The organism is Micromonospora sp. NPDC006766 (genome assembly GCF_040636055.1).
Lineage (GTDB): Bacteria > Actinomycetota > Actinomycetes > Mycobacteriales > Micromonosporaceae > Micromonospora.
The window spans coordinates 13004-25915 of the sequence record NZ_JBEYIX010000037.1 but is presented as its reverse complement, the minus strand read 5'-3'; the positions used below and the strand labels follow the sequence as shown (position 1 = coordinate 25915).

General features: G+C 72.5%; 15 protein-coding genes. 8 read left to right on the top strand and 7 right to left on the bottom strand.

Annotation, left to right across the window (positions count from 1 at the left end):
- Nucleotides 1–16 precede the first annotated feature (16 nt).
- Both ABZ671_RS24045 and ABZ671_RS24040 read right to left on the bottom strand, forming a co-directional pair.
- Entirely contained in the window at nt 17–361 is a 345-nt protein-coding gene (locus ABZ671_RS24045; protein ID WP_357862069.1) for a metallopeptidase family protein, read from the bottom strand.
- Between the two features lie 127 nt (nt 362–488).
- The gene (locus tag ABZ671_RS24040) at nt 489–917 is read right to left on the bottom strand and encodes an OsmC family protein (RefSeq protein WP_357862011.1); all 429 of its coding nucleotides are present in this window, start codon (nt 915–917) and stop codon (nt 489–491) included.
- 136 nt (nt 918–1053) lie between these two features.
- Between ABZ671_RS24040 and ABZ671_RS24035 the strand changes: the two genes are divergently transcribed.
- The 3 genes from ABZ671_RS24035 (at nt 1054) to ABZ671_RS24025 (ending at nt 3589) form a co-directional block, all read left to right on the top strand.
- Nucleotides 1054–1788, top strand: a complete 735-nt coding sequence (locus tag ABZ671_RS24035; RefSeq protein WP_357862009.1) for a hypothetical protein — start codon at nt 1054–1056, stop codon at nt 1786–1788.
- Nucleotides 1789–1955: 167 nt separating this feature from the next.
- Nucleotides 1956–2777: an HAD family hydrolase gene (locus tag ABZ671_RS24030; protein WP_357862007.1), complete on the top strand. Its 822-nt coding sequence runs from the start codon at nt 1956–1958 to the stop codon at nt 2775–2777.
- Nucleotides 2777–3589 carry an HAD family hydrolase gene (locus tag ABZ671_RS24025; protein ID WP_357862005.1) on the top strand — a complete coding sequence of 271 codons (813 nt, stop codon included), beginning with the start codon at nt 2777–2779 and terminating at the stop codon, nt 3587–3589. The genes ABZ671_RS24030 and ABZ671_RS24025 overlap by 1 nt, the downstream gene beginning before the upstream one ends.
- Before the next feature lie 42 nt (nt 3590–3631).
- Here ABZ671_RS24025 and ABZ671_RS24020 read toward each other — a convergent pair whose 3' ends face one another.
- A complete protein-coding gene (locus ABZ671_RS24020; protein ID WP_357862003.1) occupies nt 3632–4222 on the bottom strand; it encodes a bacterial proteasome activator family protein in 591 nt (196 codons plus the stop codon).
- Nucleotides 4223–4309: 87 nt separating this feature from the next.
- Here ABZ671_RS24020 and ABZ671_RS24015 point away from each other — a divergent pair, with 87 nt between their 5' ends.
- The gene (locus ABZ671_RS24015; protein WP_357862001.1) at nt 4310–5137 is read left to right on the top strand and encodes an alpha/beta hydrolase; all 828 of its coding nucleotides are present in this window, start codon (nt 4310–4312) and stop codon (nt 5135–5137) included.
- Between the two features lie 49 nt (nt 5138–5186).
- Complete coding sequence (locus ABZ671_RS24010) at nt 5187–6398, top strand: ABC transporter substrate-binding protein (RefSeq protein WP_357861999.1); 1212 nt, start codon at nt 5187–5189, stop codon at nt 6396–6398.
- 69 nt (nt 6399–6467) lie between these two features.
- Here ABZ671_RS24010 and ddaH read toward each other — a convergent pair whose 3' ends face one another.
- Nucleotides 6468–7301, bottom strand: a complete 834-nt coding sequence (gene ddaH, locus ABZ671_RS24005; RefSeq protein WP_357861997.1) for a dimethylargininase — start codon at nt 7299–7301, stop codon at nt 6468–6470.
- Nucleotides 7302–7360: 59 nt separating this feature from the next.
- On the opposite strand from ddaH, the gene ABZ671_RS24000 reads away from it, so the two are divergent.
- The 3 genes from ABZ671_RS24000 (at nt 7361) to ABZ671_RS23990 (ending at nt 10779) form a co-directional block, all read left to right on the top strand.
- On the top strand, nt 7361–7819 hold the full coding sequence (locus ABZ671_RS24000; protein WP_357861995.1) for an Lrp/AsnC family transcriptional regulator: 459 nt from the start codon (nt 7361–7363) through the stop codon (nt 7817–7819).
- A gap of 74 nt (nt 7820–7893) precedes the next feature.
- Nucleotides 7894–9768, top strand: a complete 1875-nt coding sequence (locus tag ABZ671_RS23995; RefSeq protein ID WP_357861992.1) for a beta-propeller domain-containing protein — start codon at nt 7894–7896, stop codon at nt 9766–9768.
- 93 nt (nt 9769–9861) lie between these two features.
- Complete coding sequence (locus ABZ671_RS23990) at nt 9862–10779, top strand: zinc-binding dehydrogenase (RefSeq protein ID WP_357861990.1); 918 nt, start codon at nt 9862–9864, stop codon at nt 10777–10779.
- Between the two features lie 36 nt (nt 10780–10815).
- Here the strand turns inward: ABZ671_RS23990 and ABZ671_RS23985 are convergent, their stop codons facing one another.
- From ABZ671_RS23985 to ABZ671_RS23975, 3 genes are all read right to left on the bottom strand, one after another.
- Nucleotides 10816–11913, bottom strand: coding sequence for a hypothetical protein (locus ABZ671_RS23985; protein ID WP_357861987.1), 1098 nt, complete (start codon nt 11911–11913; stop codon nt 10816–10818).
- Between the two features lie 89 nt (nt 11914–12002).
- Nucleotides 12003–12260, bottom strand: a complete 258-nt coding sequence (locus tag ABZ671_RS23980) for a DUF6457 domain-containing protein (protein ID WP_357861985.1) — start codon at nt 12258–12260, stop codon at nt 12003–12005.
- Complete coding sequence (locus ABZ671_RS23975; RefSeq protein ID WP_357861983.1) at nt 12257–12907, bottom strand: molybdenum cofactor guanylyltransferase; 651 nt, start codon at nt 12905–12907, stop codon at nt 12257–12259. The genes ABZ671_RS23980 and ABZ671_RS23975 overlap by 4 nt, the downstream gene beginning before the upstream one ends.
- Between the last annotated feature and the right edge of the window lie 5 nt (nt 12908–12912).

The window sequence follows — 12912 nt, the reverse complement described above, 5'->3', positions numbered from 1 at the left end:
GACGCCCGCACCGTGGTCAGCCCCAGCCGAGGGCGTGCAGCCGTTCGTCGTCGATGCCGAAGTGGTGGGCGATCTCGTGCACCACGGTCACCGCGACCTCGTCGACGACGTCTTCCTCCGTGTCACAGATCCGCAGAATCGGGCGACGGTAGATGAGGATCCGATCCGGCAGGACGCCGGAGTAGTTCCAGCCCCGCTCGGTGAGGGCGTGCCCCTCATAGAGCCCGAGCAGGTCCTCGCCCGGGGGCGGATCGTCCTCGACCAGAATGACCACGTTGCTCATCAGCCCGAGCAGTTCCTCGGGCACCTCGTCGAGCGCCTCGCCGACGAGTTCCTCGAACCGCTCTCGACTCATCTCCACGGCCACATCGCCCATCCTCCCCGACCCGCCACCACCCGACCACCCGCCCGGGACCGGCGCACGTTCACGGCAGGAGTGGCCACCGGAGTCCCGATGGGACACTCCTACCGTGCCGGTCGGTGCCGGGTCAGGCGAGGCGGGCGGTCAGGGTGATCTGGGCGCCCGGGGACAGCAGTCGGGAGATGGGGCAGTTCTCCTTGGCCGCCTCGGCCAGCTTGGTGAACTGGGCCGCGTCCATGCCCGGAGCCTGACCGACGGTCTCCAGGTCGATCCGGGTCACGGTCATGCCCGCGTCGGTCTTGTCGAAGTGCACCTTGGCGGTGGTCTCCACGGAGATGTCGGTCGCGCCCGCGTCGGCGAGCTGCTTGGAGAAGGCCATTGAGAAGCAGCCGGCATGCGCGGCGCCGATCAACTCCTCGGGGTTTGTCCCCTCGCCCTCCTCGAAGCGCGACTTGAATGAGTAGTTGCCGGTCAGGCCGCCCTTGCCGGTGCGGACCGTGCCGGCACCCCCGGTGAGGTCGCCCTGCCAACGTGCGGAAGCGGTACGGATAGGCATGTCTCCGACGCTAACCGAAACCCGGCCGGAAAACACCGAGCAGCGGCGAGCCCGGCCGGACCGCTCGCCGTACCTGTCGCCGGGTGTCGTCTGTGTCATGATTCGACGCAGGCCCGCCGACGCGGAAGGGTGGCCCATGTCCCCCGATCTTTCGATCCCCAGACAGGACGACCGGTCAGACGGTATGACCGTGGTGGAGTGGGGTGACGTCGAAGCCGCACCGCCCGGCCGAGTCGGCCATTCGCTGGCCGGGCTGACGCGGGACCGCCGGCTGCCGCCGGTGCTGGCCGGCCTCGGCGCGGTGGCCGCCGTCGCCTCGCTGGTCGGCGAGTGGGTCGTGGTGACGGTCCCGAACAGCGGCCCGGAGGGAACCACCACCATCCGGATGCCGAGCGGGGTGGCCGAGGTGGGCGGCTTCGGGATCGCCTACCTGGTGGGGCTGCTCGGCCTGGCCTGCGCGGTCGCGCTCGCCCTGCGCGGCACCGGCCCGGTGCGGCAGAACGCCCGGATGGCGGGTCTCGGCCTCGCGGCCGCGATGCTCGCCATGCTGACCGGCACCGTCCTGTCGCTGGGCCCCTCGGACCAGCGGCTCTTCTTCTACGCCTCGGAGGAAGGATTCCAGGTCGACCGCGGGCGCGGGCTGGTCACCGCCTTCGTGGCCACCGTGCTGCTCGCGGCCGGCCTCTACCTGTCCGGGCGAGGAAGCGGCGGGCGACGCGACCCGGACGGCGAGGCCGCAACGGTGTCACCGGACCACGACCGGGCGGCATGGGGTCGACGCCGCTCGGACGAGGACGACCTACCGCCCGCGCCGGCCGACCTGACGGTCGAGCCCACCACGCCGTTCGCCCGTCCCGAACCGCCACGCTGAGCCGGGGCGCGGCCGGACATCGAACAGCCGCCCCGGGTTGGTGCCCGATTCGCCAAAAAGCCATGGTTGCGACCTGTTCCGCGAGATACGGTTGCTGCCCGCCGGTCGTGGGCCGAGGCACCGACGATCTGACGGCTGACGCGACGGCGGCGGGCGAAGGAGGAACCATGACCCGCCCGGGGCTGCCCAAGCTGATCGCCACCGACCTCGACGGCACGCTCGTCCGCAGCGACGAGACCGTCTCGGCCTTCACCCACCAGGTGCTCGACCGGGTCCGGGCCGCGGGGATCCCGGTGGTCGGCGCGACCGGTCGCGGACCGCGCCTGACCGAGTTGACCCGCAATGACATCCGCGCCGCCGACTTCCTGGTGATGGCCGGCGGGGGACGGGTGGTCGACCAGAGCGACCCGGAGGGGCCGCTGGTGCTCCGCGACGAACGGCTTTCCGGCGAGGTGCTCGCCGAGCTGCTCGCCGCCCTGGAAGCCGCCGTCGGCCCACTGACCGTGATGGTGGAGGCATCCGACAAGCACGATGCACCGCTCTGGGGCGACTACCACGCGAGCTGGCCGTACCAGGACCGGTTCGAGGCGCGCAGCCGTACGGAGTGTCTCTCCGGCGATGTGATCAAGGCGTTCGCCCGGACCGCCGACCACCACGTGGACGAACTGCTGGCGGTGGCCCGCCAGATCGTTCCGCCGGAGCTGGCCACGCTCACCCAGGCCGGGCTCGGCTTCATCGAGATCTGCCCGCCCGGGGTGGACAAATCCACCGGGCTGAGCGTGGTGGCCGAGCGGCTCGGCGTCGACCCGGCGGAGGTGCTGGTCTTCGGAGACCAGCCGAACGACCTGCCGATGTTCGCCTGGGCGGGCTGGGCGCGGGTGGCGGTCGCCAACGCCCACCCGGAGGTCCGCGCGGCGGCCGACGAGATCACCCTGCGCAACGACGACGACGGAGTGGCGATCTACCTGGACCGACTACTCTCCCGGTGATGGGAGAAATACCTCGGCTGGTCGCGACCGACATCGACGGCACACTGCTTCGCGATGACCGGACGCTCAGCCCGCGCACCGCCGGGCTGCTGGCCCGGATCGCCGCGGCGGGCACGCCGGTAGTGCTGGTCACCGGCCGTCCCATCCGCTGGCTCCCGCTCGTGTTCGAGCAGCTCGCCGAGCCCCTGCCGGCGGTCTGCGCCAACGGGGCGGTGGTGTACGACCCGGTCGCCGACGAGGTACTCCGCGCCGACCCGCTCGCTCCCGAGCTGCTCGCCGAGGTGGCCCGGCGGCTGCGGGCTCAGGTGCCCGGGGTCAGCTTCGCGGTGGAGATCGTGGACAGCCGGCAGATGCGGCACGAGGCGCACTACCCACTCCGCTGGGACGCCGACACCGACGCGATCCGGGCCATCGAGTCGCCGGAGGAGCTGCTCGCCGTCCCGGCAGTCAAGCTGCTGGCCCGGGCCGGCGAGCAGGACCCGGACGCGTTCGTGCGGGTGGTGGCCGGGGCGCTGGAGGGGCTGGCCGAGGCGACCCACTCGTCCTACAGCGGGCTGGTGGAGATCTCCGCCGCGGGCGTGACCAAGGCGGCAGGCCTGGCTTGGTACGCCACTCGGCTCGGGATCGACGAGCGGGAGGTGCTGGCGTTCGGGGACATGCCGAACGACGTGCCGATGCTGACCTGGGCCGGGCGGGCGGTGGCGGTCGCCAACGCTCACCCGGCCGTGCTGGAGATCGCGGACGAGGTGACCGGCTCGAACGCCGAGGACGGCGTGGCGGCGTACCTGGAGCAGATCTTCGGGGCGGGCTGAGCGGGAGTTGCCGCAGGCCGGGGCGCGGACGCGCCCCGGCTGTCAGAGGTACTGGCCCGGGGCGTGCCCCTCGTTGGTCGGCGGCATGCCCGGCATGCCGGGGGTCATCCCGCCGGGACCGCTGGGCAGTGCGGCCCGACCGGAACGCATCTGCTCGAGCTGCACCCGGGCGGCCATCTGCTGGGCGACCAGGGCGGCCTGGATGCCGTGGAACAGCCCTTCCAGCCAGCCGACCAACTGGGCGTGGGCGATCCGCAGTTCGCTCTCGCTGGGTGCCTTGTCCTCCGTGAAGGGCAGCGAGATCCGTTCCAGCTCCTCGCGCAGCTCGGGGGCGAGGCCCTCCTTCAGCTCAACGATCGACCGCTCGTGGATCTCTCGCATCCGGTACCGGCTGGCGTCGTCGAGGGGGGCCGCCTTGACCTCCTCCAGCAGCTGCTTGATCATGCTGCCGATCCGCATCACCTTGGCCGGCTGCTCCACCAGGCGGGTCGGGTCCTCGCCCTGCCCCTCCTCGGTCTGCATCGTGCCGACCGGTCGACCGTCCGGCCCGACCACTACCACGGTGCCAGGGATGCCGTCGTTGTCCTGTTCGTCGTTCTGTCGGGCGGAGCTCGCTTCGGTCATGGCACCCATCTTTACCCAGCCGCTGCCTCTTGCACGACCCGGGACCGGCCCCGGGGCCCGAATCACCCCGGCCGGGGGCGCGCTACCGTCACGGCCATGTCCACAGACCCGCGCGCCGTGCTGACCCGACCGGCCCCGCCGCCGGACATCACGGTCGCCTATGGCGACCATCCGGAGCAGCTTGCCGATCTGCGCCGACCGGTCGGCGGCGGGCCGGCCCGGCGGCTGGTGGTCGTGGTGCACGGCGGCTTCTGGCGCGCCGAGTACGACCGCACCCACACCGGCCCGATGGCCGCCGCGCTGGCGGCGCTCGGTCATCCGGTCGCCCAGGTCGAGTATCGGCGCACCGGCCAGCCCGGCGGGGGATGGCCGAACACCCTCACCGACGTGCTGGCCGGGGTCGCCGCGCTCCCCGGGCTGGCCGCCGCCGCGTTTCCCGGGCTGGTGGCATCGGCGCCGCCGATCCTGGTCGGGCACTCCGCCGGTGGGCACCTGGCCCTGCACGTGGCCACGAACGCCCCGGCCACGGTCGGCGGCGTGCTCGCACTGGCGCCGGTCGCGGACCTCGCCGAGGCGTACCGGCTGGACCTGGACGGGGGCGCGGTCGCCGCGCTGCTCGGCGGCGGCCCGGCCCAGTTCCCCGAGCGGTACGCGGCCGCCGATCCATCCGCCTCCGTGGCGATTCAAGTACGGACAGTGGTAATGCATGGCGCCCTCGATCGTCAGGTGCCGGTTGCGATGAGCCGCTCCTGGGTGGCCGCCGCCCAGGCCGCCGGCGCCCCCGCCGCCCTGATTGAGCTGCCCGAATGCGAGCACTACGGCCTTATTGCCCCCGACTCGGCGGCTTGGCCCCGGGTGGTCGATGCGTTGCGGTTCCTGCACGATGATCTTCCGGCCATTGACGCAACGTCGCCAAGCCGGTAGAACGCCGGAGGGGCGTCTGCCCTGTCAGCCCTTTAGGGGAAGGAAGTCGGTGTCGCAGATGAACCGCAGGCGGGCTCTTCAACTGCTGGCCGCGCTGGGTGCCACCGGGCTGGCGACGGGCTGCGGCTCCGACTCCGACGGCACCACGCCCGGCAGCCTGGTCAAGATCGGGCTCATCGTGCCGACCAGCGGCCCGAACAAGACCATCGGGGAAGAGATCACCAACGGCTTCCAGCTCTTCCTCAGCCTCAACGACCAACAGCTCGGCGGACACCCGGTGACCCTGGTGACGGCCGAGGAGGGCGACAGCGCCAAGACCGGCCAGGCGGCCGTCGACCAGCTCCTCAAGGAGAACGTGGTCGCGCTCACCGGCGTGGTCAGCCCCACCGTCATGTTCGGCATTCGGAACGCCATCGAGCAGGCCCGGGTTCCGCTGGTCGGCTCCAACGGCTCCCCGATCAGCCTGCAGAGCGTCGTCTACATCTGGCGCACGTCGTACGTGCTCAGCGAGCCGGGTGAGGCGCTCGGCCACTACCTGCGCCAGACGCTCAAGGACGAGTCGACCCGGATCACCGTCTTCGCGCCGAAGACCGGCAGCCGGGACATCATCGAGGGCCTCCGGCGGGGCTACGAGCAGGGCGGCCGCCGGATCAACGACTTCGTCTACACTGCCGACCTGCCCAACCCGGGCAAGGGCGCATACTCCGCCACGATCCGTAAGGCGCTGACTCGCAAGCCGCAGGTGATCTTCTGTCACTACACCGGCGCGGCCGCGACGACCTTCATCAAGCAGCTCTACGACGAGGGCTACCGGGGCCCGATCTACGCGCCCGGCTTCCTCACGGAGGGCGCTGTGCTGGGCCAGCTCGACGACCGGGGGGGCGGCGAGGTGCGGACGCTGATCGAGAAGTACGGCATCCACACCGCGCTGAACTACTCGGCCGACCTCAACAACAGCGCCAACCGGGTGTTCGCCTCGGCGTACCGGAAGACGCACAACGTCACCCCGACCACCTACGCGATGGCCTCGTACGACGCCGCCCAAGTGCTGGACAAGGCGATCCGGCTGGTCGGGGCGAACCCGACTCCGCAGGCGGTCAACCTGGCGCTCGGCAAGATCGGCCAGATCGACAGCCCGCGCGGGCCCTGGCAGTTCAACCAGCCGCGCACCCCGCAGCAGAAGTGGTACCTGCGCCGGGTCCAGCTCGACGGCCGGCTGCTGTCGAACGTCGTGGTCTCCGAGCTGGCCACACTGGGCTGACCCGGTCCGTGCACCGCACGGGGGCGGCCTCCTTCATGGGAAGGCCGCCCGCGGCGTGTTCGGCAGGGGTCAGTGCCGCAGCTCGGCGATGCAGCACTTCACGCTGCCGCCGCCCTTCTTCAGCTCGGCCAGCTCGACCGGGACCGGGTTGTACCCGACCGCCTTGAGCTTTCCGGCCAGCCGGGTCGCTTCGGTGTTCAGCACGACGTTGAGCCCGTCGCTGACCAGGTTCAGGCCGAAGGTCAGAGCGTCCTCGTCGTCGGCGATCACCGCGTTCGGGAAGAGCTGGGCGAGGATCTTCTGACTCGCCGCCGAGAAGGCGCCCGGGTAGTAAACGACATTCTCGTCATCGATCGAGGCGAGCGCCACGTCCAGGTGGTAGAAGCGCGGGTCGACCAGGCGCAGCGAGATCACCGGGCGGCCGAGCGCCTCCTGCGCCTCGGCGTGCGCCGCCAGCTCGGTGCGGAAGCCGTGGCCGGCGAGGATCAGGCCGCCGTGCGCGTCCGGCAGGTACGCGAAGTCGCCCTCGCCCTCGTTGGTCTCGCTCGGCGCGACGAACCGCCAGCCGTTCCTCTCGTAGAAGGCGCGGTGCGCGGCGGCCTCGGCGGTCCGCTGCTCGTACTTGAACTGCGCGCCGTAGACCGTGCCGTCCACCACGAAGGCGCCGTTGGCCGCGAAGACCATGTCCGGCAGGCCCTGCTCGGGCGCGAGCAGGTGCACCTCGTGGCCGAGACCGACGAGGGTCTCCCGCAGGCGGTCCCACTGCTTGACCGCCAGCTCCGCGTCGACCGGCGCGGTCACGTCCATCCACGGGTTGATCGCGTACTCGACCGTGAAGTGGTCGGGAGAGCACATGAGATATGTCCGCTTTCGCGGGACTCGCTGCTGGTTCACGATCACCAAGAGTAGGTACGGTACAACTTTGGTAACAGCCACAACTATTGCTTGCCAGAGGCGGAACGTTGCAGATCGACGCGATTGACCAGCGAATCATTGCACTACTCGTGGCAGACGCCCGCGCTTCGTACGCGGACATCGGCACGCGGGTGTCACTCTCCGCCCCCGCGGTCAAACGACGCGTCGACCGACTTCGATCATCCGGGGTCATCCGGGGGTTCACCGCGGTCGTCGACCCGGCCGCCGTCGGCTGGACCACCGAGGCCTTCGTCGAGCTCTTCTGCGCGGGCCGGACCACGCCGGCGCAGATCGGGGTCGCCGTGCGCCGGCACCCCGAGGTAGTCGGCGCGTACACCGTCTCCGGGGAGGCGGACGCGCTGGTGCACCTGCGGGCCGCCGACATCGCCCACCTGGAGGAGGCGCTCGAGCGGCTCCGGGCCGAATCCTTCGTCACCTCGTCCCGCAGCACCATTGTCCTCTCCCGGCTGGTCGAGTCCCCCGGCGTCGGCCCGTCCGGACTTTGAACCGCTCCGGCCGCGTGCTCCGGACGGCGCTCGCGGCCGGGAACCGGTCCGGGCGATCCGGCGTCGAAGCGGACATGCGACCCGTAACCGCCGTCGCCGGGGTGTCCGGCCTGCTCGCCCTGGCCCTGCTGAGCGGCAGCTCCATCGCGCCGGCAGCGTCCGCACCGAACCCGCCCGGGCCGCCGCCGCCCGCCGCGTTCCGGCTCATCTCGTACGACTCGTGCGCCGAGGCGCTGGCCGGGCTGCGGGGGGCCGCCACCGCCGCCGTCGGCCCATGGGGCTTCGGGCCGGGCTGGCGGCGCACCGTCGACCTCCGAAGGGCGATGCTGGCACAGGGCACCGCCGTCGCGGGATTGGAGAACGCCACTGGCGCCGCGCCGGCTTACTCCGCCACCAACAATCACGAGCCGGGCGCCGACGAGCCGGACCTGGTGAAGACCGACGGACGGCGGATCGTCACGGTCGCGGGCGGGGTGCTGCGGGTGGTGGATCCGGCGACCCGGCGGGAGACCGGCCGGGTCGACCTCGCCGGGGCGGACCGGGACCGGTGGTGGCCCGACAACGACCTGCTCCTGCACGGCGATCGGGCGCTGGTGCTGGTGCGGTCACCCGTGCTGCGGGTGGGCCACTTACCGGGCCGGCCCGGGGACGACAACGGGCCCCAGCTGCTCCTGGTCGACCTGGCCGGGCCGCCGAGGATCGTCGGGACGTACCGGATCGAGGGCGGCCTGCTCGACGCGCGGCTGACCGGATCGACCGCCCGGGTGGTCGTCCGCTCGGAGCCGCGGCTCTCCTTCCCGTACGACGAGCGGGCCACCGACGCCGAGCGGGCCGCGACCAACCGTGCGGTGATCGCGAAGGCCGGCCTGGACGCCTGGCTGCCCCGGTACGAGTGGACCGCCGACGGCGTGCGGCACGTCGGCCGGGTCGGCTGCGACCAGCTGAGTCGGCCGGCCACCTCCACCGGTATCGCCCTGCTGACCGTGCTCACCTTCGATCTCGCCACCGGCCGGCTCGGCGACGGCGAGCCGGTCAGCATCGCCTCCGACGCCGAACTGGTGTACGGCACGTCGGACAGCCTCTACCTGGCCGGCGAGGCCAGCCCCGGCCCGCACCGGTGGGATCGGCCGTGGCGGCCCGAGGCCGGGTGGACCGAGATCTACCAGTTCGACATCGGCGGTCCCGGACGCCCTCGCTACGTCGCGGCCGGCAGCGTCCCCGGCAGGCCCGTCAACCAGTACGCCCTCTCCGAGTGGCAGGGGCACCTGCGGGTGGCCACCACCCGGGAGACCGCGGGGGGCACGACCAGCGAGTCGTCCGTCCACGTGCTCGCCCGTCAAGGCGATCGGCTGACCCAGAAGGGTGTGGTCACCGGCCTGGGCCGGGGCGAGCAGATCTACTCGGTGCGTTTCCTCGGCGAGACCGGTTACGTGGTCACCTTCCGACAGACCGACCCGCTGTACGCGCTGGACCTGACCGACCCGGCCGCGCCCCGGGTCACCGGCGAGTTGAAAATCACCGGCTGGTCGTCCTACCTGCACCCGGTTCCCGGGGGGCGGCTGCTCGGGGTCGGGCAGGAGGCCGACGGCCGGGGCCGGGCACTGGGCCTGCAGGTCTCCCTCTTCGACGTCCACGATCCGGCCCGACCCGCCCGGCTGGCCCGCTACCACGTGCCCGAGAGCATGTCGACGGTCGAGTTCGACCCGCACGCCTTCCTCTTCGAATCGGCGACCGGGCTGCTGGCGCTGCCGCTGGACAGCGGCGCGATCCGGCTGCTCACCGTCGGCGGCGGAAGCATCACCGAGGTGGGCACGGTCGGCCACGGTAACGGTCAAGTTCTCCGGTCCCTGCTGGTCGACGGGGAACTCTGGACCGTGTCGGAGGCGGGGCTGCGGGTCACCGACCCGGCCACCGGCCGCCGCCTCGGCTGGCTGCCCCTGAGGGGTTGACCTCCACCCGGCTTCAGGTTGTTGGCTGGGGACCGGTCGTCGGAAGGGGGACATGTGCGCGCGGTGTGGTTACGGGAGTTCGGAGGTCCGGAGGTGTTGGTGCCGGGGCCCGCGCCCGATCCGGTGCCCGGTCCGGGTCAGGTGCTCATCGACGTGGCGCACGCCAACCTCACCTTCGTGGAGACCATGTTCCGGGCCACCGGCTTCGGGCCCTTCCCGGCCACGCCGCCGTTGATTCCCGGCAACGGGGTGGGCGGCGTGATCACCGCCGTCGGCGCCGACGTCGAGCCGGAGCTGGTCGGGCGCCGGGTGGTGACCGGGACCGGTGGTTCGGGCGGGTACGCCGAACGGGTGGTCGTCGACCGGGACGCACCGATCGAGGTGCCGCCGGGGCTACCGCTGGACGAGGCGGTCGCGTTGCTCGCCGACGGTCGTACCGCCACCATGTTGGTGCACGCGGCCGGGCCGCGTCCCGGCGACCGGGTCCTGGTCGAGGCGGCGGCGGGCGGCGTCGGCACCCTGCTGACGCAGCTCGCGGCGGCGGCCGGCGCCCGGGTCCTCGCGGCCGCCGGAGGTACGCGGAAGGTGGCGCTGCTGCGCGAGCGCGGCCTCGACGCGGTGGTGGACTACCGGCAGCCGGACTGGACCGACCGGGTGCGTACGGCCACCGGCGGGGTGGACGTGGTCTTCGACGGGGTGGGCGGGCAGGTCGCCCGCGACGCGTTCGACCTGCTCGGCGCGGGTGGACGGATGCTCAGCTTCGGGCTGGCCAGCGGCACCTGGGCGGACCTTCCCGTCGAACTCGCGGCGACGCGCGGAGTCACCCTGCTCCGGCCGTCCGCCGCACCGGCGCAGCTGCGGGCGTTCGCCGAACAGGCACTCGCCGAGGCAGCTGCCGGGCGGCTCCGGCCGTTGATCGGACAACGCTTCCCGCTGGAGAAGGCCGCCGACGCGCACGCCGCCATCGAGTCCCGTGCCACGATCGGCAAGACCCTCCTCGACCTCCACTGATCCCGGCGCGGGTGGGCGCGGCCCGGCCCGTGGGCCTCAGAGGTACATGCCGGTGCGGTGGTCCGGTTGGGCCCGGGACGACTGGTCATCGCCGAAGAAGCGCTTCCCGCCGAACTCGCCGTGCAGCCGGTCGTCCAGTTCGTCGGCCAGACCGGTCATCACCTGCACGGCGAGCATCAGATGCGAGGGCTGAAAGTTGCGGCCGAAGACCGGGATCGACGCCCAGACCGTGCCGTCCGCGCAGTAAAGGCGGCCGATCGGCATCCGATTGGTCAACTCGGAGAGCTTGACGTAGAGGCGCTCGGTCGGCTCGATCTCGGTGAGCACCGGAGAGAAGACGTCGACCAGGGGCGGATTGTCCCGTACCCGGACGAAGACCATCGCCGAGCCGGCGCGGATGCTGATGTCGCCGTCCGAGTCGACCTGCAGCTGGTCCGACTTTGCCCTGAGCATGGTGGAGACGACCGTACGCACCCGTTCCGCCAACGCGAGCACGTTGTCGTCGGCGTGGCCACGCGCGGCGTCGGCCAGCGCCTCGTCCAGCTCGGCCGCCACGTCCCGGTCCGGGCCGAACTCGCTGCGGGCGGTGCCCAGCGGTTCCACCGGCAGCGGCTCCCCCTCGGCGTCCTGCGCGAGGTAGACCAGGAAGGCGGGGTGCGGGGCGCCGTAGACGTCCCGGAGGGTCCGGGACAGCACGGCCGCCAGCCGGCTCGCCTCCGCGACCGCGCAGTCCAGGCCGAACTGGTCGCCGGAACCCTCCACCACCCCGGGCGGGGACCAGCCGAGCGCGATCATGTCGGCCACCGCGGCCCGGTCCAGCCGGTAGCCCGGCGGCAGCATGGCGTTGCCGACCGCCCGCGCCGACAGTCGGCCCTCCTCGACGACGTCGACGCCGATCGAATAGACGGCGTCCCCGGTGCCGGAGGCGGTGGGGTCGAGGGTCAGCTCCAGGTGTGCGCCGGCGGGCAGTACGCGCAGGCGGTCGGCCAGCGCCTTCGCGAACTCCCGCCAGGCCTCGGTCACCTTTGCGCGGAGGTCGGCCGTGGTCGGCTCATCCAGCAGGATCGACTCGTACTGATCCGATATGGCGCCAGCCGGCTCGTCGGCCGGCATCGAGGGGTGTTCTGCCGTCATGATCGCCTCCGTCCGTCACCGCCACCCTACCCACGGGCCGTGACCGACGGATCACGCCGGACCGGGATCGGACAGCGCGCCCGGACGAGCTACGCGGCTGGCCCGGTCCCGTCCAGCTCGACCGGCCAGGAGCCGGCCAGCTCGCTGAGCCGAGCGGCCGTCGCAGCCGGGTCGGCCCCCCGCCCCACGGCCACCCCCAACAGGTACGCGGTGACCGGCGCGCCCGGACGCAGCACCTGGTGGGCCACGTCCTTCGCCAGGTCGAGCACAACCGGCACCGACACCTCGCCCGGGTCGATCCCCAGCTCGGCGCAGGCCGCCGTGACCCAGTCGTCCATCACCGTCATCGTGTCCACTCCTCGGCCCGGCGTACGTCCTCGTCAGTGTCGCAGTCGAACCAGGGCGGCGGCCCGAACCCGGACCACGTCACCTCCCTTACGTCCGCACCGGCCAGCAGCCCGCGTACCGGTGCCCCGTCGACCGTGCCGCCCCGCTCGACGGCCAACCGGTCGACGGCAGCCCGCAACGCGGCCACCCGCCACACCGCGCAGAGCTGCTGCCGGCGGCCGTCACCGTCCACGTAGCAGGCGACATCGGCGGCGAAGGGTGCAGCACCGTCGACCGGCCGATGCGGGCCGCTTCCCGGGCCGCCGCCCGGTCCTTGGAGCGCGCGCCGCAGGTCGGCCACCGCCGCCGGGCTCAGCAGCGGCAGATCCCCCGCGAGCAGGGCGACGACGGTCGTACCGGGGGCGAGCCGGGCCAGCCCGGCGGCGGTGGCGGCGACCGGGCCGCCGCCGGGCGGTGCCTCCCGGGTCATGAGTACGCCGTCGGGGAGCGGGCCGGCCGGGCCGACCACGATCCGCGGCGCGGCGTCGGCGACCGCGGCCAGCACCCGGTGCAGCATTGGCCGGCCGCCGACCGGGCGCGCCGGCTTGTCCACCCCGCCCATCCGCCGGGCCGCGCCCCCTGAGAGCACGATCGCCGCGTACGTCACCGGGC

What these genes read in the sequence shown, in the direction of transcription:
- ABZ671_RS24015 (WP_357862001.1), top strand. Translation starts at nt 4,310, where the DNA reads ATGTCCACAGACCCGCGCGCCGTGCTGACCCGACCGGCCCCGCCGCCG.
- ABZ671_RS23995 (WP_357861992.1), top strand. Translation starts at nt 7,894, where the DNA reads ATGCGACCCGTAACCGCCGTCGCCGGGGTGTCCGGCCTGCTCGCCCTG.
- ABZ671_RS23985 (WP_357861987.1), bottom strand. Translation starts at nt 11,913, where the DNA reads ATGACGGCAGAACACCCCTCGATGCCGGCCGACGAGCCGGCTGGCGCC.
- ABZ671_RS24035 (WP_357862009.1), top strand. Translation starts at nt 1,054, where the DNA reads ATGTCCCCCGATCTTTCGATCCCCAGACAGGACGACCGGTCAGACGGT.
- ABZ671_RS23980 (WP_357861985.1), bottom strand. Translation starts at nt 12,260, where the DNA reads ATGACGGTGATGGACGACTGGGTCACGGCGGCCTGCGCCGAGCTGGGG.
- ABZ671_RS24030 (WP_357862007.1), top strand. Translation starts at nt 1,956, where the DNA reads ATGACCCGCCCGGGGCTGCCCAAGCTGATCGCCACCGACCTCGACGGC.
- ABZ671_RS24020 (WP_357862003.1), bottom strand. Translation starts at nt 4,222, where the DNA reads ATGGGTGCCATGACCGAAGCGAGCTCCGCCCGACAGAACGACGAACAG.
- ABZ671_RS24040 (WP_357862011.1), bottom strand. Translation starts at nt 917, where the DNA reads ATGCCTATCCGTACCGCTTCCGCACGTTGGCAGGGCGACCTCACCGGG.
- ABZ671_RS24025 (WP_357862005.1), top strand. Translation starts at nt 2,777, where the DNA reads ATGGGAGAAATACCTCGGCTGGTCGCGACCGACATCGACGGCACACTG.